Source organism: Blautia sp. NSJ-175 (assembly GCF_022867815.1).
GTDB classification, from domain to species: domain Bacteria; phylum Bacillota; class Clostridia; order Lachnospirales; family Lachnospiraceae; genus Blautia; species Blautia celeris.
Window position 1 is genome coordinate 1 of sequence record NZ_JALIFQ010000023.1, and the last position, 23,576, is coordinate 23,576.

The 23,576-nt window shown below is 43.1% G+C and carries 14 protein-coding genes and 3 pseudogenes; all 17 read left to right on the forward strand.

What is annotated here, in order from left to right; all coding sequences use genetic code 11:
• The first annotated feature begins 424 nt into the window (after positions 1-424).
• A complete protein-coding gene (locus MUB35_RS24770) occupies positions 425-6,421 on the forward strand; it encodes a SpaA isopeptide-forming pilin-related protein (RefSeq protein ID WP_244806997.1) in 5,997 nt (1,998 codons plus the stop codon).
• 105 nt (positions 6,422-6,526) lie between these two features.
• Positions 6,527-6,685 carry a hypothetical protein gene (locus tag MUB35_RS24775; protein ID WP_167338125.1) on the forward strand — a complete coding sequence of 53 codons (159 nt, stop codon included), beginning with the start codon at positions 6,527-6,529 and terminating at the stop codon, positions 6,683-6,685.
• Positions 6,686-6,963: 278 nt separating this feature from the next.
• Positions 6,964-7,164 (forward strand): annotated as a pseudogene (locus tag MUB35_RS30925) (replication initiator protein A); the annotation flags it as partial.
• A gap of 282 nt (positions 7,165-7,446) precedes the next feature.
• Positions 7,447-7,824, forward strand: coding sequence for a DUF6017 domain-containing protein (locus MUB35_RS24785; protein ID WP_244807027.1), 378 nt, complete (start codon positions 7,447-7,449; stop codon positions 7,822-7,824).
• A gap of 20 nt (positions 7,825-7,844) precedes the next feature.
• Positions 7,845-8,363, forward strand: a complete 519-nt coding sequence (locus MUB35_RS24790; protein WP_187002769.1) for a PcfB family protein — start codon at positions 7,845-7,847, stop codon at positions 8,361-8,363.
• Positions 8,360-10,255: a VirD4-like conjugal transfer protein, CD1115 family gene (locus MUB35_RS24795; RefSeq protein WP_209293313.1), complete on the forward strand. Its 1,896-nt coding sequence runs from the start codon at positions 8,360-8,362 to the stop codon at positions 10,253-10,255. Before MUB35_RS24790 ends, MUB35_RS24795 begins: the two co-directional genes overlap by 4 nt.
• 140 nt (positions 10,256-10,395) lie before the next feature.
• Positions 10,396-10,524, forward strand: a pseudogene (locus MUB35_RS24800) (Maff2 family mobile element protein); the annotation flags it as partial.
• Between the two features lie 722 nt (positions 10,525-11,246).
• A complete protein-coding gene (ltrA, locus tag MUB35_RS24805) occupies positions 11,247-13,133 on the forward strand; it encodes a group II intron reverse transcriptase/maturase (RefSeq protein ID WP_244806998.1) in 1,887 nt (628 codons plus the stop codon).
• 149 nt (positions 13,134-13,282) lie between these two features.
• Positions 13,283-13,381, forward strand: a pseudogene (locus tag MUB35_RS24810) (Maff2 family mobile element protein); the annotation flags it as partial.
• A 23-nt stretch (positions 13,382-13,404) separates the two neighbouring features.
• Positions 13,405-14,274 carry a VirB6/TrbL-like conjugal transfer protein, CD1112 family gene (locus MUB35_RS24815; protein WP_244806999.1) on the forward strand — a complete coding sequence of 290 codons (870 nt, stop codon included), beginning with the start codon at positions 13,405-13,407 and terminating at the stop codon, positions 14,272-14,274.
• A gap of 17 nt (positions 14,275-14,291) precedes the next feature.
• Entirely contained in the window at positions 14,292-14,666 is a 375-nt protein-coding gene (locus MUB35_RS24820; protein ID WP_244807001.1) for a PrgI family protein, read from the forward strand.
• On the forward strand, positions 14,644-17,466 hold the full coding sequence (locus MUB35_RS24825) for a VirB4-like conjugal transfer ATPase, CD1110 family (RefSeq protein WP_055056583.1): 2,823 nt from the start codon (positions 14,644-14,646) through the stop codon (positions 17,464-17,466). Before MUB35_RS24820 ends, MUB35_RS24825 begins: the two co-directional genes overlap by 23 nt.
• 95 nt (positions 17,467-17,561) lie before the next feature.
• Positions 17,562-17,873 (forward strand): hypothetical protein, encoded by a 312-nt coding sequence (locus MUB35_RS24830; RefSeq protein WP_055056584.1) that lies wholly within the window; start codon positions 17,562-17,564, stop codon positions 17,871-17,873.
• Positions 17,874-17,902: 29 nt separating this feature from the next.
• Complete coding sequence (locus MUB35_RS24835; RefSeq protein ID WP_244807002.1) at positions 17,903-20,371, forward strand: C40 family peptidase; 2,469 nt, start codon at positions 17,903-17,905, stop codon at positions 20,369-20,371.
• A 16-nt stretch (positions 20,372-20,387) separates the two neighbouring features.
• Positions 20,388-20,717, forward strand: coding sequence for a DUF4315 family protein (locus MUB35_RS24840; RefSeq protein ID WP_117456759.1), 330 nt, complete (start codon positions 20,388-20,390; stop codon positions 20,715-20,717).
• Positions 20,707-21,390: a CD1107 family mobile element protein gene (locus MUB35_RS24845; RefSeq protein ID WP_244807003.1), complete on the forward strand. Its 684-nt coding sequence runs from the start codon at positions 20,707-20,709 to the stop codon at positions 21,388-21,390. The genes MUB35_RS24840 and MUB35_RS24845 overlap by 11 nt, the downstream gene beginning before the upstream one ends.
• 83 nt (positions 21,391-21,473) lie before the next feature.
• On the forward strand, positions 21,474-23,570 hold the full coding sequence (locus MUB35_RS24850) for a DNA topoisomerase 3 (RefSeq protein ID WP_117456761.1): 2,097 nt from the start codon (positions 21,474-21,476) through the stop codon (positions 23,568-23,570).
• Positions 23,571-23,576: the final 6 nt, after the last annotated feature.

Here is a 23,576-nt window from a genome sequence, read left to right on the forward strand (position 1 = left end):
GTGCAATCAAACTTAATCCTGCCTAAGACTATTGTAAGGCAAAAAGAGAAGTGAAAAAAGTAGTGGAGTCAGTATCCTATTTTCATTATAGGCTGAGATAAGCTTTCATGATTCGTTGATAACTGAATAAAAGGTCAGGAGAGGATGAAAGCTCAGCTACGCATTTTGCGGCCAGTGGAAGTTCTCTTCTGATCGGAAATGCTCAATCCTTATTTTTGTTATGCCCGGTTCGCCGGGCGATGACAGTAGACCATGCGTCGGAGCTTTTGCTTTTGCAGGTTCCGGCGTATGACTGTGCTGTCATCAGTAATGATTTTGGCACAAATAATTTAAAATGGGGTGATGCCTATGATTTGATTGTATCAGACAGGTGAAAGCCTGTAAACCGGTAACAGAAAAAATAAAGCAAAGTGAGGTATTGAGAATGAAAGGGACATTGAAAAGAGTAATGTCTGGCGTATTATCTGTTATTACGATTGCAAGTGCTGTGGCACAGCCAATAACTGCTTATGCAGCAGAACCGGAAAAGGCAGCATCGTCTTTTGAAGCACAGTATCCGGAGCTGGAAACAGTGAAAGATAAACTGGCTGAGGATGAGATTTTAATTGCCAATGATTACAGCATTGATTATGGTTCTGATTTTGACATTAAGGTGGATTTTTCCGGTATTGAAGGAATCAATGATGCCAAAGTGAAAGTAGAGCTGTATGAAGCGAAGAATGAAGCAGGAGATGATTTTGACACATACCAGGCAGATACCTATAAAGCAGTTTATAAGGTAGAACCGGTCAGTGGAAATCCTTCTTATCGTATCAGCCGAAATGTAACCGTAAAAGAGCCGGAAACGGAACAGCTGACAGAACCAAATACTTCTGAAAATACCGTCGGTGAAGGAAATGCTGGCGAGACAGAAGATTCTGGTAATGCGGAAGAAGATGCCGATGCAGAAGGGCAGACGGAAATAGTAACAGATCTGGCAGAAGAGGAGGAAGTCACAACAGATGAAGAGTCTGGATTAACTGTTTCTGAAGTAATGGATCAGGCAGAGGATAGTGGTATTGACCTTTATTCAATGGAAGAAGGGGAAGTGGTTACTTTTATGGCAAGGGAAGCATCAAGCCGAAGCACCAAGAAAGTAACAGTAACCAGAGGAAACTGCTATCATTATTCTGATTATGGGTATGGAAGTTATCTGACGTATCAGTACACCGTGAAGTTCGGAAATGTTTCCGCAACCGCTTATTGTATCCAGCCGGAGAAATCCAGTCCTGGAACCGGAACATACGATATTACAAAGCTGAGTGACGGTAAGAAACTGGCTAAGGTTTGCTATTATGGAACGAAGGCGGCAGGTGATGAAGGATTCTTTACAGAAGAGAACGGTTATGGCAATTTAAGTGCAGGTGCCAGATTTATTCTGGTTCATCTTGCTGCATCTTATGCAAATGGTGGAGATTCCGCTTTTTCCGGAGCAAGCAGCAAAGCAAAAACACTTGCTATGAAACTGTATAACTACTGTATTTCACAGCCGGAGATCCCGGATGTCGATATGAGTTTTTCGGATGCAAATGTAACTGCTTATGTAGATGGCAGCAGCCAGAGAACAAAGGAGATTACATTTAAGGCAGACAAACTACAGAGTATCACGATGAAACTTCCAAGTGGCGTGAAGCTTCATAATGTAACAACCGGAAAGACAAGTAAAGCCGGGGAAGCCGTAGAGATCAGTGGTGGAACGAAGTTTTATTTATCAGCACCATTGACACAGGTGCAGGATGTTGCAGGAAGCTGGTCAGCTACGATGAAAGGAAGCGTAACCAAAGACTATTCTGCTTATAAGATCAGCACAGGGTCAGGTTCACAGGACTTAGCACTGGTATTTGGTGAAGGTGTGGATGATGAGAAATATGTGGACTTTAAAGTAACCTGGGTACAGTATGCAAGCGTTAAGGTGATTAAGAAAGATGCCAAAGCGAATGCGAAGCTGTCCGGGGCGGTGTTTGGCTTATACAGCGATGCAAACTGTACGAAGCTGATCACAAAGTTACCGGCAACAGATGCAAATGGTGAAGCGTCTGTGCAGATCGTTAAGACACAGGATACCATATATCTAAAAGAGATTACAGCTCCAAGCGGATACCGTATCAATGCAACTGCTTACAATGTGAAACTGGAAGTCAGCAAGACTACAACCGTTACAGTTTCAGATGAAGAACAGCTGGGACAGCTTACCGTTTATAAAGAAGGTGAGGTACTGGTTGGTGCAGATGTGACAGAGAACGGTACAACATTTAAGTATGAGAAACGCAGACAGAAAGGTGCGGTTTACGATGTGTATGCCGGAGCAGATATTAAAACTGCCTACGGTACAAAAGTTTACAGTAAGGGAGATCTGGTAAAAGAGAATCTGACAACAGATACAAATGGTGCCATCGTTCTTAAAAATCTGCATCTTGGTACATATGTTGTAAAGGAAAAGCAGGCTCCGACAGGATTTTATAATGCCGGAGAGGAGAAGAAGGTAACTCTTTCTTATGCCGGACAAAATGTGGATGTTGTTTTTTCTGAGACAACTTTTACGAACGACAGACAGAAAGCAGAAGTGATTGTTACAAAACAGGATAAAGATACAGAAAATCCTCTGGATGGAGGAATCTTTGGACTTTATTCTGCAAGTGATATTACCAATGCAGATGGTGCAGTTGTTGTGAAGAAAGGTACGCTGATCCAGAAAGCGACAACAGGAGCAGACGGTACAGCAAAGTTTACAGCAGACCTGCCACTTGGATTTTCTTATGATGTGAAGGAAGTGCAGGCTCCGGAAGGTTATGTGAGAAATACAGAAGATGTTTATACGTTTGCTTTCTCATATACAAATGATAAAGAGGCAAAACAGACATTTAAGCATACATTCAAAAATGAACGTGTGACAGCTAAGATTTCTCTGCAGAAGCAGGATAAGGAAACCAAAAAGGCAGTTCCACAGGGCGATGCCACTTTGGAAAAAGCAGTGTACGGACTTTATGCCCGTGCGGATATTGTGCATCCGGACGGTGCGACTGGTGTGGTCTATAAAGCAGGAGAACAGGTTGCCACTCTTACGACAGATAAGAATGGACAGGCTTCTGTGGATGGATTATATCTTGGCAATTACTATGTAAAAGAGATCACTCCTCCAACCGGTTATCTGGCAGATGAGGAAGAACATGATCTGGTCTGCAATTACGAGGGTGACCTTGTAGCAGAAGTAAAACGTGATTGTCTGTCTCTGGAGCAGGTGATGAAACAGCCATTCCAGATCATTAAAGCAGCGAACAACGGAAAGACCGATGCAGACTTACTGAAAGGGGCAGGATTTACCGCTTATCTGGTATCTTCCCTGAAAGTAAATGAAGATGGCAGCTATGATTTTGATTCTGCCAAACCAGTAGTAATCGGAGAAAACAGTGCAACGGAAATTTTTACAGACGAGAAAGGTTATGCCTGCAGTATTGCAATTCCTTATGGAACATATATTGTCCGTGAGACAACAACTCCGCATAACTATACTCCGGTAGATGATTTCATTGTACAGATTACAGAGAACCATCCAAGCACTCCGCAGGTGTGGAGAGTGATGCTGGATAAAGAATTTGAAGCGAAGCTGAAAATCATCAAACAGGATGACGAGACAAAGAAAGCAGTGCTTCAGAAGAATACAGAGTTCAAGATTTTCAACATGGACACTGAGAAATATGTGGAGCAGGTAACGACTTATCCGACTACAGTAAAACATAAATCCTATTTTACAGATGAGCAGGGATATTTGATCCTTCCGCAGAATCTTAAAATCGGGCATTACCGCATTGAGGAAGTAAACGCACCTTATGGATATACTCTGAATGAGAATTACTATGAGGTGAATGTAGATTCCAACACTGCATATCAGATGGACGGAACTTCTGGCGATGTCATTATTGAGATCGCTTATGAAAACCATCCGGTCAAAGGGGAACTGAACATTGTAAAGCAGGGTGAAGTTCTGAATGGATTTAAGGATGATTTCACTTACCAGAAAGAAAATCTGGAAGGTGCAGTTTTTGAAGTATATGCAGCTGAGGACATTTACACAGCAGATTTCCAGAAAGATGACCAGGGCAGCCGTATTCTGGAATATGCTTCTGGAGCATTAGTGGGAACGGTTACGACCGATAAAGACGGAAAGGCTCAGATTGCTGACCTTCCGCTTGGAACGTATAAGGTTGTCGAAAAGACAGCACCAGAGGGATTTGTGTTAAACGAAGAGGCACAGACTGTTACTTTCTCTTACAAAGACCAGAAAACACCAGTGATCGAGCAGACAGCAGCTTTTGAGAATGACCGTCAGAAAGTAGAGGTATCCGTGGTAAAACAGGATGCTGAGAATGAGACGGTTGTAGCAGGTGCAGAATTTGGACTTTATGCAAAGGAAGATATTCTTGCTCATGGAGAAGTAGCTGTGAAAGCAGACACTCTGCTTGGAAAAGCAGTCAGCAATGAAGATGGAAAGGCAGTATTTGAACTGGATCTTCCATTCGGAAGCTACTATATCAAAGAGCTTGCGGCTCCTGCCGGTTATGTATCTTCATTTGAGACATTGGAAGTAACTGCGAAATATCAGGGACAGGATGTGAAAGGGGTAAAACTGGAATCTATATTTAAGAACCAGCCAACAAAAGTAACATTCAAGAAGTCAGATATTACTACAGGAGTAGAACTTTCTGGTGCCACTCTTACAGTGCTTGATAAAGATGGAAATGTGGTAGATACATGGAAATCTGTAAAAGGGGAAGAACATCTGATTGAACGACTGACTGCAGGGGAGACTTATACACTTCGTGAAGAAATGGCTCCTTATGGTTATCTGATGGCAGAAGAAATCACATTTACTGTGGAGGATACTGCAGAAATTCAGAAGGTGGAAATGAAAGATGACGTACCGACTGGAACACTGATCATCAATAAAAAAGGTGAGTTCCTGGACAAAGTATCTGTACTGGATTCCGTTGGTGGCTGGATTAAGCACCTGTTTGAATATTTCTCTGGTTCCTTGAAAGAGGTTATTTTTGAAGTTTATGCCTTAGAGGATATTAAAGCGGCTGATGGTGAGAGTGAGGATTATTATAAAAAGGATGCACTGGTAGCAACCATTACAACGGATGAGACTGGTGTGGCAAAACTGACTGATCTTCCTCTTGGCAAATACTATGTCAAAGAGAAAGAGACAGCAAACGGTTATGTTCTTGATGGAGAAACCCGTGAGGTTGACCTGACTTACCGTGATCAGAATACTGCGGAAGTTACTTACTCTGCGGACTGGCAGAACAAACGTCAGAAGGCAGAAGTGAAAGTGCTGAAAAAAGCGAAAGATTCTGACCGTGTACTGGAAGGAGCCGTATTTGCTCTGTGCAATAAGGATGATATTGTCAATGCAAAAGGTGATGTAATCCTGAAAGCGGATACGGTGATTGAGGAACAGGCTACAGATAAAGATGGAAAACTGACTTTTACTGCGGATCTTCCTCTTGGTCATACCTACTATGTGAAGGAAACTTCACCAGCACAGGGATTTGCGACCACAGATCAGGTACAGGAGTTTACTTTTGAGTATGGTGGGGCTGAAAAAGAGACTCTTTCCTATGAGTTTACTTTTGAAGATGAGGCAACAACCGTAGAATTTACCAAGACATCTCTGACGGATGGAAAAGAGATTGAGGGAGCAAAACTGAAAGTGACCGATGAAAGTGGAAATACCGTGGATGAATGGACTTCCGGAAAAGAGCCACATATCATTAAAGAACTGACAGTTGGTAAGAAGTATACCATGACAGAGACACTTCCAGCGGATGGCTATGTTACAGCAGAGAGCATTACCTTTACGGTTGAAGATACCAGTGAGGTACAGAAGGTGGAAATGAAGGATGATGTGACAAAAGTGCAGATTTCCAAGACTGATATTTCTGGTAAGGAACTGCCAGGAGCAAAACTGACAATCCTTGATAAAGATGGAAAGACAGTAGAGAGCTGGACATCTGAGGAAAAACCACACTATATTGAAATGCTTCCGATTGGAGAATATACACTTCGGGAAGAGACTGCACCGGATGGATACCTGGTAGCAGAAGATGTGAAGTTTACAGTAAAAGATACAGGAGAGATTCAGAAAGTAGTGATGAAGGACGAAGTGAAGCCGACGGAAACACCAACAGAGACTCCAGAGGAAACACCAGAAACACCAGAAACAACATCAACACCAGAAACAAAAGATACTGAGACAACAAAGACATCTACTTCACCGAAGACAGGAGATAACACACCGATCCTTTTCTGGATCCTGCTTGCAGGAGTTGGAATGGCAGGAGTCGGAGGTACTGTGATTCTCCGCAAAAAGAAGAAAAAATAAGAGATCCTAAGATTTCTTAAAGAGGAAGAGGGCATTTATGGACAAGTGTTTCATAGATGCCCTTTTTGCCAATACTGATAAAAAAGTGAAGGGAGAAGAAATGGGATGAAAACAGTATTGATCGTTGCAGGGATTATCGTATTCCTGGTATATGGGTTTGTTTTATACTGCTGCATAAGAGTTGGAAAGGAATCCGATGAACAGTATAACAAGCTGAGAGAAGGAAAGGAGCAGGAAGATGACAGAAGTAGGGTATGCAAGTGATAAGCCTTCGGACTGTGCGTATTGTTACTTCTTTAGTGCAGGGAGAAAGAAATGCAAAAGGAAAGAATGTTTTTATCGTATTTCTTCTCCGCCACTTCGCAGGAAGGTAACTCACTGGGAGCCATGTGAAGGCTGTCCTTATGGAAAACATACTCCCTGTCTGGGTTACTGCATTGTGAAGGCTATGAAAGAAGTGAAGGAACATCGGAACACAGGATAATACATATGAATTTCCGTATCATTACGGTGAAGAAGCGGAGTCCTATTCTTTTTACCGTGTGCCTAAAGTCCTTTTTACCAATACGCAGTTTAAGAGCCTTTCCTGTGAAGCGAAATTGCTTTATGGACTTTTGCTTGACCGTATGCAGCTATCTATAAAGAACCGGTGGCTGGATGAAGAGGGAAAGGTATATATCTATTTTTCCCAGGAGCAGATCTCCGGCATGATGGGATGTGGCTTGAAAAAGGTAGGGAATCTGTTAGCAGAGCTTGACAGTCGGAAAGGAATTGGATTGATTACGAGGATACGGCAGGGGTTAGGAAGACCGGATAGGATTTATGTACGCAAATGTACGCAACAGGATATGTATAAAAGGAATATCCAGACACGTCAAAATGACATTTCTGGAAATGCCAAAATGACAGGTACGGATATGTCAGAAATGCCGGGTAATGATACTGAGGATAATAAGACTGAAATAAGTGACACTGATAGGAGTGATACTGAGTATCTTTCTTTCTATTCTGAAGAGAGTGAAGAAATGCACAGGAAACGAATGGAAAGAGAGGTATACCACCAGATGATCTTGACTAACATTGGGTATGAATATCTGGTTGATGTGTATAACCGGGATATGCTGAACGAGATTGTGGAACTGATTGTGGATACTGTCTGTTCCGAACAGGAAATGATACGGATAGGTGGGGACAGAAAGCCAAAGGATGTGGTTAAAAGTCAGTTTTTGAAACTAAATTCTGAACACATCCGGTTTGTCCTGAAATGCTTGAAGGAGAACACCAGTAAGGTAATCAATATCCGGCAGTATTTACTGACAGTTTTATATAACGCACCACTTACGATCAGCAATTATTATTCCGCACTGGTACAGCACGATATGTATGGTGACAGTGAAGAATAAGGAAAGGAGGAGTGAGATAAGTGCAGGATGAAGTAAATGAAAAAACCGTATCGCTTTGTATCCGATGTGGGAAGGTTACTGCGAATCTGTTAAAGGCAGCAATGAAAAAAGCTCTTACTAAGATGGAACAGGAGAAACAAAAGCTGCAGGGGCAGAAACAGCCTAAGCAGGATAAAGAGGATAAAACCTATAAGGGAAAGCAGAGTATGGATAAGCTGATGAAGCAGAATGTACAGCTTTCCAATATTGAGATCACGGATGGAAATATCAAATCGTTTGAGCGTGTAGCCAAAAAGTACAGCATTGATTTCAGCCTGAAAAAAGATGTGAACGCTGATCCGCCAAGATATTATGTGTTCTTTAAAGCCAGAGATGCAGATGTAATGACTGCGGCTTTTAAAGAATATACAGGACAATCGCTGAACAAGGATAAAAAGCCATCTGTAAGGAAAAAGCTTCAGCAGGCGATTTCCAAGTCGCTTAAAAAGCACAGAGAACTGGAGAAAACAAAAGGAAAGGAGAAAGAGCCGTCATTATGAGCAGATTACAGAAGTTGCTTGGTGTAGGAAAAGGATACTTGGAGAGATTACCGCCGGTGGATGTACATAAGCTGCTTCGGATCATTCTGCTGAATCTTCCGTATATCATGATTTTTTATGTGGGAAATAAGCTGGCATGGTTGTATCAATACTGTGCAGGTAATTCCATGATAGAAAGACTGATGGTGCTGATCTTGAATTTCCAGCTGGCATTTAGCAGGATTCTTCCAAGTATGCATAAAAATGAATTGCTGGTTGGGTTGACCGGAGCCGTGGGAGTGAAGCTCATGGTTTATCTAAAAGGGAAAAATGCCAAAAAGTTCCGGCAGGGAGTGGAGTATGGTTCGGCTAGATGGGGGACAGCAAAAGACATTGCACCCTTTATCGACCCAATATTTGAGAACAATATTCTCCTTACCATGACCGAACGGCTGACTATGAACGGCAGACCCAAGAATCCGAAATTTGCAAGGAACAAGAACGTGATTGTAATTGGCGGATCTGGTTCCGGAAAGACCCGGTTTTATGTAAAACCAAATCTGATGCAGATGGGAAAATATATCAGTTATGTGGTCACGGACCCCAAGGGAACGATCATCATTGAGTGCGGAAAGATGCTGGTACGGCATGGATATAAAGTGAAAGTATTGAATACGATCAATTTTTCCAAGAGTATGCATTATAACCCGTTCCACTATATCCATTCAGAAAAAGATATTCTGAAACTGGTGAATACTATCATGGTAAACACCAAAGGGGAAGGGGAGAAGTCCAGTGAGGATTTCTGGACGAAGGCAGAAAGGCTTCTGTACTGTGCATTGATTGGCTATATCTGGTATGAAGCACCGGAGGAGGAACAGAACTTTGCAACGCTGCTTGAATTTATCAACGCATCGGAAACAAGGGAAGATGATGAGACATTTAAAAATGCAGTAGATATGCTGTTTGAGGAACTGGAGAAAGAAGAACCGGAACACTTTGCAGTACGTCAGTATAAGAAATATAAATTAGCCGCCGGCAAAACAGCGAAGTCGATTCTGATTAGCTGTGGAGCCAGACTTGCTCCATTTGATATTGCGGAGCTTCGTGAGATCATGAGCTATGATGAAATGGAACTGGATATGGTAGGAGATCAGAGGACAGCATTGTTTATCATTATTTCAGATACCGATGATACGTTTAACTTTGTTGTGGCAATGATGTACAGCCAGTTATTTAACCTGTTATGTGACAGGGCAGACGATGTACACCATGGACGATTACCATATCATGTCAGAATATTAGCTGATGAATTTGCAAATATCGGACAAATCCCGAAATTTGACAAGCTGATCGCAACTATTCGTAGCCGTGAGATTTCAGCATCCATTATCCTCCAGTCGCAGTCACAGCTCAAGACCATCTATAAAGATGCTGCTGAAACTATTTTAGGTAACTGCGATACGATGTTGTTCCTTGGCGGCAAGGAAAGTTCTACATTAAAGGAGATTTCCGAGACACTGGGAAAGGAAACGATTGATTTATACAACACTTCTGATACCCGTGGACAGAGCCGTTCTTATGGGATGAATTATCAGAAAACAGGAAAGGAATTGATGAGCCGGGACGAGCTTGCGGTCATGGATGGCAGTAAATGTATCCTGCAGCTTCGAGGTGTCAGACCGTTTTTCAGTGACAAGTTTGATATTACCAAGCATAAACGATACAAGGAATTGTCGGACTATGATAAGAAAAATGAATTTGATGTGGAGGCGTATATGCGGCATCGGATGGAAGTGAAGCTGACAAGGACACAGGAGTTTGACCTGTATGCCTTTTCAGAGGAAAGTCTGGCAGAAGAATTAAATACAGAAAACAAGGAAGCAGGGCATGTGAAAGATTTGGACACATAGCTCTTTTTCTTTGCCCTTATAGGGAGGTGATGGATTTGAGAGATCATGAAAGGCCGCCCATAAGGGCAGAGCCGGAAGAGACTTCTTAAAACATAGATAGAAACTGATAAAAAGCAATGATTTGAAAGGAGACAACGACTATGGCGTTTTTTAATCAGGCAATTAATATTTTACAGACTCTTGTAGTAGCGATCGGAGCTGGTCTTGCAGTATGGGGTGTTATCAACCTGCTGGAAGGTTACGGAAACGATAATCGTGCGACACGTTCGTAAGTGAAAAGCTTACGCACAAAGTCGAAGGGCAATTGTAGCCCGAAACTTTGGAGAACTGATATTCCGATGGGTGAAATGAGGGGGTAACGTCCCGAAGCGCCACCCTGATACTCCGAATGGCGGGGAGCATGCAACGGCTCTCTCCAAAAGTTTATAGAGCTCGGTGAAGTCGGCAGAGAGCAACCGTAAGACTGGTTTTCAGACCAGACACGAAAGCTGTCCAGAGATGGATGGTGTTGCCTATATGCCGGGGGTCGGATATCCATGGTGAGAATGTATGAAAATACTGACGAAATTCTGAATGTACGAGTCTAAACGTTGATGCTGTCGAAAGGCAGTACACCTTTCATGGTGGTATCTGTGGGCGAGTAAAATTGGTTGTTATGAAAGTCCATGCATCGTTACAGGCGGTGCGGTTATGCATGACCAGATACAGGCTTAGAGGAAGAACCTAAAGATATCCAATGATAGGAATATCGGAACGTGGAAAGCTGGGAACACGGAGGCGGTTGCAAGCCAGTGATGTGGTGGATGGGAATACCTTCGCGAGAGGGCAATAACCATTCTTTATTCCAGTGAGAGTAGTGGCACAGTACCTGTGAAGCCGTGAATAAGTAAGCGGTGGAGGGATAGCCACAAGTCGAATTCAGCAATGAAAATGAAAACACAACAAACACAGCTTCGAGTATGACAAAGAAAATCCAAACCGAAGGGAGAGGATGCCTGTGTTGACTTCGGGGCAGCAAGAAAGGAAAAGTAAACAGAGAAAAATCCGCAACTCAGAGTATTACGACATGGAGGGTACTTTTGACAGGCTGTATGCAGAAAGTAAGAAAGATAAAACATTCAACCATCTGATGGAAATCATCGAGAGTGAAGAAAATATCAAGCTTGCATACAGAACGATAAAGAAGAATACAGGAAGTGATACTTCGGGAGTGGATAAAAGGACGATAGCCGACCTTGCAAAGTTAAGCGAGGAAGAATACGTCCGTCTCATACGGAAACAATTCAGTAATTATCATCCACGACCCGTAAGGCGAGTGGAGATACCAAAGCCCAATGGAAAGACCAGACCTCTGGGAATTCCAACTATCGTGGATCGGATCGTACAGCAATGTATTTTGCAGGTCATGGAGCCGATATGTGAAGCAAAATTCAGTGAGAACTCCAACGGGTTCCGCCCGAACCGTTCCGCTGAGACTGCTATTGCGCAATGCATGAGGCTGATACAGGTACAGCATCTGTACCATGTGGTTGACCTCGATATTAAAGGCTTCTTTGATAATATCAGCCATACAAAGCTGATTCGTCAGATATGGGCATTGGGAATCCGGGACAAAAAGCTGTTATGCATTATAAAAGAGATGCTGAAAGCACCTGTTGTTCTGCCAAATGGGAAGAAAACATATCCCGCACGGGGTACCCCGCAAGGAGGTATTTTGTCGCCATTGCTTGCAAACATCGTATTGAATGAACTGGATTGGTGGATTGCCTCACAATGGGAGCAGATGCCAACAAAGACAAAATTCAAAACAAGGAGCAATGCGCAGGGAACAGAGATTAAGAGCCACGCCTACAGGGCTCTGCGTCGGAGCAGACTAAAAGAGATGCATGCAGTTCGGTACGCAGATGATTTTAAAATTTTCTGCGCAACACATGAGGATGCTGTCAGAGCATACAAGGCAACAGAGTTATGGCTAAAGGACAGGCTGGAGCTGGAAATCAGCCCTGACAAATCCAAAGTAGTTAATCTCAAAAGACAGTATTCTGATTTTCTCGGGTTCAAACTGAAAGTCCGTAAAAAGGGTAAGAAATATGTAGTTCGGTCTCATATGAGCGATAAAGCATACAAAAAGGCTCATGAAAAAGTCTCGGAAGAAGTAAAGAAACTGGCTCATTCGTCAGATGATAATGCTCAGTTCATGCAGCTTCAGAAATACAACTCTGTAGTTGCCGGACTTCATGAATACTATTGTATTTCTACAGAAGTATCTCATGACTTCAGCAGACTTGCCTTCAGTATCAACAAACAGCTCAGAAACAGACTGAAAGGCGACTTATCCAAAAAGGGACAGCTCAGAAATGGGTTCATTAAAGAAAAGTATGGAGCAAGCAGACAGATGAGGTTCCTTCATGGACGTCCGGTGGTCCCACTGGGATATGTCCAGTCAAAGAATGCCCAGCATAAAAGGAAATCCATCAATAAATATACGGTCAAAGGTCGGGAACAGATTCATAAGAATCTTGCAATCGACACAGCGACAATGTTATGGCTGATGAGAAATCCTGTAAAGGGCAGAACCATTGAATATGCGGATAACCGTATTTCTTTGTATGCGGCACAGTATGGTAAATGTGCAGTGACAGGAATTCCGATGGATTCCCACGATATTCATTGCCACCATAAAGTGCCGGTTAGCAATGGCGGTTCGGATGAATACGCAAATCTTATTCTTGTCAGCAAAGCGGTTCATATCCTTATCCATGCTTCTTCAGAACCTACGATTGAGAAGTACCTGAAATCCTTAAATCTTGACAATAAACAAATAGAAAAGCTTAACAAACTTCGTTCTATGGCAGAAATGCCACCTATTATTCTTTGAATTTAATGCTGTAACGAAGTGTGTAAGTTGTGTTTAAAAGCCCTGGACGGCTGAATTCGATGGAGCGCCGTGTGCGGTGAAAGTCGCATGCACGGTGTGGAGCGGGGGAAAATCCGGAGATAACTTCAAAGGATTACCTATCGCTATCGGGTGCGAAATCCCAGGGGATTAAGCAGCTGATGGCGGGAGGCGGTGTTGTTTTGATCGGCACCCAGCTTGTACCGTTACTTTCCGGTTTGTTTAGCTGAGAAACTTAGGAGGGAGATGACTCATGGATCGGATATTTGAAGCGATTGAAGAATGGATGAGGAATCTTCTGACAGGCATGGTAAGTTCCAACCTGACAACAATGTATACCGATGTCAATGAAAAGACCGGTCAGATTGCTGCTCAGGTTGGGCAGACACCGCAGGGCTGGAATGGGAACATTTTCAGCATGATACAAAATCTTTCCGATTCGGTCATTGTACCGATTGCCGGTATGATTATTACCTTTGTGCTTTGTTATGAGCTGATTTCCATGTTAACAGAGAAGAACAATATGCATGACATTGATACATGGATGTTCTTTAAATATTTTTTCAAGATGTGGGTGGCAGTCTGGATCGTCAGCCATACATTTACGATTACCATGGCGGTATTTGATGTCGGGCAGTCAGTAGTGAGCCGGGCCGCTGGTGTCATCAGTTCCGATACAGCGATCAATATAGATACGATGATTACCGCGATGGAAACGGCAATGGAATCTATGGAAATCGGTGAACTTGTCATACTGGCACTGGAAACGATGCTTGTGAGCCTGTGTATGAAGGTTATCTCAGTCTTTATTACAGTGATTTTGTATGGGCGTATGATTGAAATCTATCTCTATTCGTCCGTTGGAGCTATTCCATTTGCAACCATGTCTAACCGGGAATGGGGGCAGATTGGAAACAACTATCTTCGTGGATTGTTTGCACTGGCATTTCAGGGATTCTTTATGATGGTCTGCGTAGGAATTTACGCAGTCTTAGTAGCGAATATCCAGATGTCCGATAACATACATTCTGCATTGTTCGGCGTGATGGCATACACGGTGATCCTTTGTTTCAGTTTGATGAAAACAGGAAACTTTGCCCGTAGTATCTTCAACGCTCACTAAGAAAGGGGGAATTGGCAATGGCATTTGTATCAGTACCTAAAGACTTAACCAAGGTCAAAAATAAGATCATCTTCAACCTGACCAAACGGCAGCTGATCTGTTTTGGGATTGCGGCGGCAGTGGGAGTACCATTTTATTTCCTTACCAGAGGGATCATCGGTTACAGTAATGCAGCGACAGGGATGTGCCTTTTGATGCTTCCGGCATTTTTATTTGCCATGTATGAAAAGGATGGACTTCCGTTAGAAAAGGTTTTGAAAAATATGATCACCGTGAAATTTATCCGTCCTCCGGTACGGAAGTATCAGATGGAAAATCTGTATGAGAAGAAATTTATCATGGTCAGAAAAAAGAAGGGAGGACAGAAGAGTGTTAAAAAGAAAAAACGATAGACAGCCACCGCAGAGATTGGAAGAAGAACGTTATCCAAATGATTACTGGCTGGATGAAGAGGATGGTGGAGAAGATATTCCAGAACCGGCGGACAGCAGTAAGCCGGTAAGCGGCAGACTGCACAGTGAGCCAATGGTAACAGGCTATGAAGCATTGGAAAGACAGAGAGGGGTACGCCGACCAAACAGAAAGCTGACCCGCAGGGAAAAGAAGGCTTTGAAAAGGGCACAGAAATATGAAGCGAAACTTCATAAAGAGCATGAAAAAGCAGATAAGAAAAATGCGAAAAAAGAAGCGAAGCTTGCGGCAAAAGCAGAGAAACAGGCAATGCGTGAAGCAAAGAAAAGTGCAAAGAAGAAAAAGAGCAGTTCAGCTACAGCACCGCCGAGACAGCAGACAGAAGGGAAGAAGGTTTCGGGAGGAAAAGGTAGTACCACAGAAAAGAAAGTGGCAAATGCTGCCAAAGATAAACGGATTACAGCACAGCAGTCCATTCCTTATCATGAGATGGGGAGAGATGGTATCTGCAGGGTGCAGGATAAATTTTATTCCAAGACCATCCGTTTTTATGACATCAACTACCAGTTAGCTCAGAATGAGGATAAAAATGCGATCTTTGAAAACTGGTGTGACTTCTTAAATTATTTTGACAGCACGATTCATTTTCAGCTTTCCTTTATCAATCAGCACAGCAACATGGCGGAGTATGAAAAGGTTATCCATATCAATCCGCAGGAGGATGAGTTTGATGATCTGCGTATGGAGTTTGCACAGATGCTTAATAATCAGCTGGCGAAAGGAAATAATGGTCTGATGCGTACCAAGTATATTACGTTTGGTATTGAAGCAGAGAATATCCGGGAAGCACGACCGAAGCTGGAACGTATCGAGTCGGATATTATGAATAACTTCAAGATCCTTGGTGTAACGGCGTATCCGTTGAATGGAGCCGAAAGGCTGCAGATCATGTACGAGACATTCAATCAGGATAGTAAAGTCCCTTTCCATTTTTCTTATGATGAGGTACTTCGGACAGGTCTTAGCACAAAGGATTATATCGCACCGACCAGCTTCGTATTTAAGAATGGAAAAGACTTTCAGATGGGTGGAACGATAGGAGCCGTTTCTTATCTTCAGATTCTTGCACCAGAGCTTACGGACAAGATGCTGGCAGAGTTTTTGGAGATGGACAGTAACCTTATGGTGAATTTCCATATCCAGTCCATTGACCAGATGAAAGCGATCAAGCTGGTAAAGAGCAAGGTGACCGATATTAACCGGATGAAGATTGAGGAGCAGAAAAAGGCAGTCCGTGCCGGATATGACATGGACATTATCCCATCAGACTTAAATACATATGGTGGAGAAGCCAAGAGACTTCTGGAAGATTTACAGTCCAGGAATGAGAGGATGTTCCTTGTAACGGCACTGTTTTTAAATACGGCAGAGACAAAGCAGGAGCTTGAAAATGTCGTATTCCAGACTGCCGGTATTGCACAGAAATATAACTGTGCATTGAAGCGTCTGGATTATCAGCAGGAGCAGGGGCTTATGAGCTGCCTGCCGCTTGCTATGAATCTTGTGCCGATCAAAAGGGCACTTACCACAACATCTACGGCAATCTTTGTTCCATTTACCACACAGGAATTGTTTATGGGCGGGGAATCCATTTACTATGGTTTAAATGCCCTGTCCAATAACCTGATCATGGCAGACAGAAAGAAACTGAAAAACCCGAATGGTTTGATTTTGGGTACACCGGGTGCCGGTAAGTCATTTGCGGCAAAGCGTGAGATCACCAACGCATTTATCGTGACAAAAGATGACATTATCGTGTGCGATCCAGAAGGAGAGTATTATCCGTTGTTCCGGGCATTTCATGGACAGGTTATCCGCATTTCACCGACCAGCCATGATTATATCAATCCGATGGACATCAATCTGGATTACGCAGATGATGATGACCCACTTTCCTTAAAGTCTGACTTTATCCTGTCTCTTTGTGAGCTGGTAGTTGGTGGGAAGAATGGATTGGAGCCGGTAGAAAAAACAGTTATTGACCGTTGTGTACGTCTGGTGTATCAGGACTTTCTTTCTGACCCAGTACCGGAAAAGATGCCGATCTTAGAGGATTTATATAATCTTCTCCGTGAGCAGAAGGAGCAGGAGGCACAGCGTCTTGCGACTGCATTGGAAATCTACGTTAACGGTTCTCTGAAAGTATTCAACCACAGAACCAACGTGGAACTGAATAACCGCATGGTATGTTTCGACATCAAAGACTTAGGAAAACAGCTGAAAAAACTTGGTATGCTGATCGTACAGGATCAGGTATGGAACAGAGTAACGATTAACCGTTCAGCGAATAAGAGTACCAGATATTATATTGATGAATTTCATCTGCTTTTAAAAGAAGAGCAGACAGCTTCGTACAGCGTGGAGATCTGGAAGCGATTCCGTAAATGGGGCGGTATTCCGACGGGTATCACACAGAATGTAAAAGACCTGCTTGCCAGCCGTGAGATAGAAAATATCTTTGAAAATTCTGACTTTATCCTGATGTTAAACCAGGCATCCGGTGACAGGCAGATTCTTGCAAAGCAGCTGAACATTTCACCACATCAGCTTTCTTATGTTACCAACAGTGGAGAAGGTGAGGGACTGGTCTTTTATGGCAGTACCATTATCCCGTTTAAGGATAAATTTGATAATTCTCTGATGCTGTATGCGTTGATGACTTCTAAGCCAGATGAGGTAGAGAAGCGTAAAAAACTTGGTATCGGAGAAAGAGATGATTAAAAAATATAAAAAACAAAATAGAACAAAAGCAGGGGATGAGCCGGAAAGGATTTCCGGCCTTTTTTCTGCCCAAAAATGAAATGGAGGATTACTACATGAGAGATTATACGAATTTTGAGAGATGCAATGGAGAACCTTGCTGTGTATTTGCAGAGAGGATCTGTGCAGACAATTATAAAGAACTTTTAGAAAAAGGAAAGGACAGTAACGGGGAGGAGGTGTTTGGCGAGATGTTAGATGATCTGCTGTATTTAGCGGAACTGATTGACTTTATGGGGATTACTTCCTGTCTGGCTGCAAGAGGAACATTGAGTGAAAGGCTTACAGATAAGCTGACAGATTCCATTGCAGGACTGGCAGATGAGGTACTGGAAAAATGGGAGAACTATCAGGATAAAGCAGAATAACAGGTAAACAGTAAAGGGGATGGTGAGATTTGCAGGAGCATGAGTATAAGGCGAGAGATAAAACCGTCCAGAAGATGAGCCGTGATGGTCTTAGAGAAGAGAATCTTCGGAATAAAGAAGAAAAAAGGATCACTGGACGGGACATGGATACAGAGGTTTCCCGTAGTGAAAAAAAGGATGAACTGGATTTCAGTAAGAGAAGGCGTGAGCATAGCAATGAAAAAAGGGAAACAGAACATCCGGAGAAGAGTTCCCCAAAAGCCAGATATAGTAGAGAAACTGTACTGGATGAGAAGTCAGAACAAGATATAGATGGAGAACTGGATGGGGAACAAGTAGCCGATGAAAGCACAGCTGCAACGAAATCCGCATTTCGCAGTGAGAGCATCCGTGGACAGCCAAGGGGAGAACGGGCTTATCTGGAAACGGTTGCAGACAGCCGGGATCTCCGTAAGAAAAAGATGGTCAGAGATTATGCGTCAAAAGAAAGACGGAAGGAAAAGGAGGCGTCCGAAGAAAGCAAGACGGCAAAGAGAGAAGCTGCCCGGTACAGGGAAACTTCAGAAGTGGCAGAAGAGTCTCTGGATGGATTTTCGGAGGAGATCAAAGGCAAATCGAAGCGGGAACGTGTGCTGAAAGAACAGCGGAAAAAGAGTTCCAGATTATCGTTTGGCGATGAAAGTGATGGCATGGTACATGGAGCCGGTATCGGTATCCGAAGTTCTGCATCTGCCGTGAAAGATGCTGCGGCTACGGCGGCTCATTGGAAAACCCATGAGGCAGAAGATGATAATGCTGCGGTAGAAGGGGCACACCGGGCAGAGCTTGCAGGAGAAAACCTTGCAAGAAAATCCATTTATACAAGGGAACGCTTAAAGCAAAGGAGGGAACAGTCAAAAAGACTGAAAGAAAGCGTTCTTGATGAAGCAGAAAAAAGCAGGCTGATGTTTGAATCTGTTTATGGAAATGAAGCAAAAAATATGGTGAAGAAGGAAGCGGAGCAGAAAAGAAAATCTGCATTGCAAAAGCTGTTCCAGAAGAAACGTTATCAGAAACAGTATCAGGCAGCAAAGCAGAGTAAAAAGGCAAAGGATGCAGCGATCACTTCAGCACAGAAATTTACAGAGAAAGCAAAAGATGCAGTCAAAATGATTGTGGCACAAAATCGTGGGATTTTTGCTACAGTTGCTATTTTTGGATTGATCTTTGTCTTGATTGCAGCAAGTTTTACCAGCTGCAGTGCATCCCTGCAGGGAGCTTCGTCTGCCATTATTTCCACCAGTTATTCCAGTACAGATGAGGACATTTATGCCGCTGAAAATGCATACCGGGCATTAGAAGAAGCCTTAAATACGCAGATCAATCAGATGGAATCCACGCATCCGGATTACGATGCATACCGGTACCAGATTGATGAGATCGGTCATAATCCATATCAGCTGATCTCTTATCTGACAGTTAAATACGGTGGTTTTACTTATGATGAAGTAGCAGAGGAGATAGAGTCCATTTTCCGCCAGCAGTATGGGATTACGACAGATTCTACCAGGGAGACAGTTACCGAAACAAAGACAGTCCGGGTAGGAGAATCACTGGGACAGGTTGTCACCAGTGGGTATTGTAACTGCTCCATCTGCTGTGGGCAGTGGAGTGGAGGACCGACAGCCAGCGGTGCGATGCCGACAGCTAATCATACGATCGCAGTAGATGCATCGAATCCTTTTGTACCGATGGGAACCCATGTCATTATGAATGGTGTGGAATATGTAGTAGAAGATACCGGAGCTTTTGCAAGATATGGTGTTCAGTTTGATGTTTATTATGATAATCATGCAGCAGCTTCCGCACATGGGCACCAGACATGGGAGGCATACATAGCAGACAGCAATGGAAGCCAGGAAGTGCAGGTTACGACAACGAAAGAAGTAAACCGTCTGGATGTGACGATGACAAACCGCAATCTGGATACCGTATTGAGAAGCCGCATGACGGAAGAAGAACAGGAAAGATACGATGCATATAACAAATATTATGGAAATCGTGATTACCTGTTTGACTTAAACAGCATACCCACCGGAAGCGGAGGCTTTGGTTATACCATACCGGCAGATGCTTTATCTGATCCACAGTTTGCAAAGATGATCCGGGAAGCAGAGAAATATCTGGGAGTTCCTTATGTCTGGGGTGGTTATTCCCCAAGTGGATTTGATTGTTCCGGATTTGTAAGCTGGGTTATCAATAATTGTGGAAATGGATGGAATATTGGAAGATGTACTGCTGACGGACTTCGTTCTCACTGTTCGCAGGTATCTCCATCGGAAGCAAAACCGGGAGACTTGATCTTCTTCCAGGGCACTTATAACACAAGTGGAGCGAGTCATGTTGGAATTTATGTTGGCAATAACATGATGATTCATTGTGGTAAGCCAGTGCAATACACAAGTATTGCAAGTGCCTACTGGCAGGAACATTTTATGGCATTTGGTCGTCTGCATTAGAGGAGGTGACAGGCAGATGAACATGAAATTAAAAAAGATTCTGGATGATATTCAGAAGACAGAGGATAAGATCGCAGAGCTGCAGGAACATCTGAAACGGCAGAATACATTAAAACAACAGATGGAAGATGTGGAGATCATCAAATCTTTCCGTTCTATGAAACTGGACAGCCGGGAGTTACTGGTACTGCTTGACGGGATTCAGAAAGGAACCGTTACGATTCAGATGAATGAGGACGGCGGTATCACAGTGGAGGATACCAAGGAGACACCCCAAAAAGAAAGCGATAACAGACCACCTGTGGGGCAGGTGGCAGAAAGAGAGGTTTTAGACGATGAGGAATAAAGTGGTAAAGAAACTTCTGATAATTGCTATGGCGGTAACAATGATTTCGGGAACGTCCATTGCTACTGTTTATGCAAATGCAAATCCACCGGCAGAAGATACAACGACAGCGGTGGTGGAAGAGACAACAACAGAAAAGAATAAAGATACGGAGAAAGCAGAGGATACGGGAAGAGTTACCGGAGAGAGTAATAATTCTGCTTTTTCTACACCGGGAAATGCCCAGCTTGTAGATGATAAGGAAAATGATGATACAAAACAGTTCCTTACTATCCAGACGAAAAAGGGGAATACTTTTTACATGGTCATTGACCGTTCCAGTAATACAGAGAACGTATATATGATGTCTCTGGTTGATGAGAACGATCTGGCAGAATTTCTGGATGAAACAGAAAAAGACAAGGAAACTGAAGAATCAACCGTAGTGATTCCGGAAACCACACCGGAGACTACACCAGCAGCAGAGGAGGAAACCAAAGTGAAGAAAGAAGAGAAAAGCGGAATGAATGTGAAAGGTCTTGCAGCTATCGTAGTTGCAGCAATCTTAGGCTTTGCAGGAATCGCAGTCTATAAGAAACATGGACGCAGTAAGGACGAAGATTATGTAAGTGAACAGCTTGAATTTTCAGACGGTCCGTATGTAAATGAAGAGGACGATGAAAAAGAAGAATAAGCGTTTTTAAAAGATGGAAACAGTAATAAGGACAGGGGCAGCCAGAAATCTTGGCTGCCTTTTTTGGTAGAAAGGAAAGGATTATGTCTAAATTTTTAGTGATCGCAGAGAAGCCAAGTGTAGCACAAAGTTATGCGAAAAATCTGTCCGCTTATAAGAGGGAGGACGGTTATCTGGAGGGAGAAAGCTGTATTGTCAGCTGGTGCTTAGGACATCTGGCAGAATACGCACAGCCAGAGGAATATGACCCGAAATATGAAAAATGGCAGTTTGATGATCTGCCAATCCTTCCAGAAGCATGGAAGCTGAAAGTTTCCAAGGATAAAAAGAAGCAGTTTGAAGTCATAAAAACTCTGATGAATCGAAGTGATGTGGAGTATCTGGTCAATGGCTGTGATGCAGGAAGAGAAGGAGAACTGATCTTTCAAAGGGTGTATGTGCTTGCCGGATGCAGGAAACCAGTGAAACGTCTGTGGATCAGCTCGATGGAAGATGCCGCCATTCAGAAAGGTTTTCAGACAATGAAAAGTGAGGAAGAATATAAGAATCTCTGTATGGCTGCGGTGTGCAGGGCACAGGCTGACTGGCTGATTGGAATGAATGGAACCAGAGCATACACCACGAGATATTTTAAACGATTGGTTGTGGGCAGGGTACAGACCCCAACCCTTGCCATGCTTGCAGAACGGCAGGAGAGGATCGAGCATTTTCAAAAAGAAGCGTTTTATAAGGTAGCACTGACAGATGGAAAACTTACAGTAGTTTCCGAGAACATTGCAAATGAAGAAGCTGCGGAGCTGCTTGCAGCGTTATGTAATGGTTCGACCGCTGTGGTCACACAGATGAAGAAAGAACGTAAGAAATCATTTCCACCGAAACTTTATGATCTGACAAGCCTGCAGAGAGAGGCCAACCGTTACTTTGGATATACAGCGAAACGTACACTGGATATGCTACAGGAATTATATGAAGAAAAGCTGGTTACTTATCCAAGAACAGACAGTCAGTTTGTAACGGAGGATATGAAAGATTCGGTAGAGGAACTGGTAGAAAAAATGCCAGTATTACTTTCGTTTGTAGATTATGGACAGTTGGGGCATGGCATAAAAAGGGTAATCAACAATGCAAAGGTATCTGATCACCATGCGATTCTTCCGACAAAAGAAGTCGTGGAGAAAGGAATTGCTGATTTACCGGCAGATAAAAAGAATCTGATGATGCTGATCTGTCAGCAGCTGGTACAGGCAACTGGAGAAGAATATCTGTATGAGCAGACAGATATTACGGTAAAGTGCCAGGAACATGATTTTAAAGCCAGAGGGAAGATTCCAGTACAGATGGGATTTAAGGAAGTAGAAAAGGCATTTAAACAGCTGTGTGTCAAAGCGGAACCAGTGGAGGAAAAGGAAAAAGAGACTTCGATTCCTGCTGGGTATGAAGAAGGAATGAGGCTTTTTCCAGTAAAAGCAGAGAAAACCACACATTATACCTCTCCGCCGAAACCATTCAATGAAGATACGCTCCTTGCTGCAATGGAAACAGCCGGTAATAAGGAGTTTGATTCTGAAACAGAAAAGAAAGGGCTGGGGACTCCGGCAACAAGGGCAAGTATCATTGAAAAATTGGTTTCTTCCGGTTATGCACAGAGAAAGGGTAAGCAGATATTGCCAAGTACCGAGGGAAAGGAATTGGTAAAGGTCATGCCAGAGTATCTGAAATCAGCAGTAATGACAGCGGAATGGGAGAACCAGCTGTTGATGATGGAAAAGGGACAGATTACAGATACTCAGTTTATGGGAGAGATTACTTCTCTTGTCCGTAAGATTTTAGAGGTATGCAGGGAGATACCGGAAGAGGAACGCAGGAGATTCCAGACTGCAAGGGAAGTGATCGGCAAATGTCCGGTCTGTGGTTGTGATGTTTTCGAGGGCAAACAGAATTTTTACTGCTCAAACCGTCAGTGTGATTTTGCCCTTTGGAAAGAAAACCGTTTCTTGGGAAGCATGGAGAAAAATCTGGATAAAAAGATGGCAAGAGAACTTCTTGATAAGGCTTGTACCCATGTAAAAGGTCTGTATTCTAAAAAGAAAGATATGAAATTTGATGCAGATCTGTTACTCACACTGGAGGATGGCAAGCCGAGATTCCATCTGGAATTCCCAAAGAAGAAAAAGAAATAAGACAAG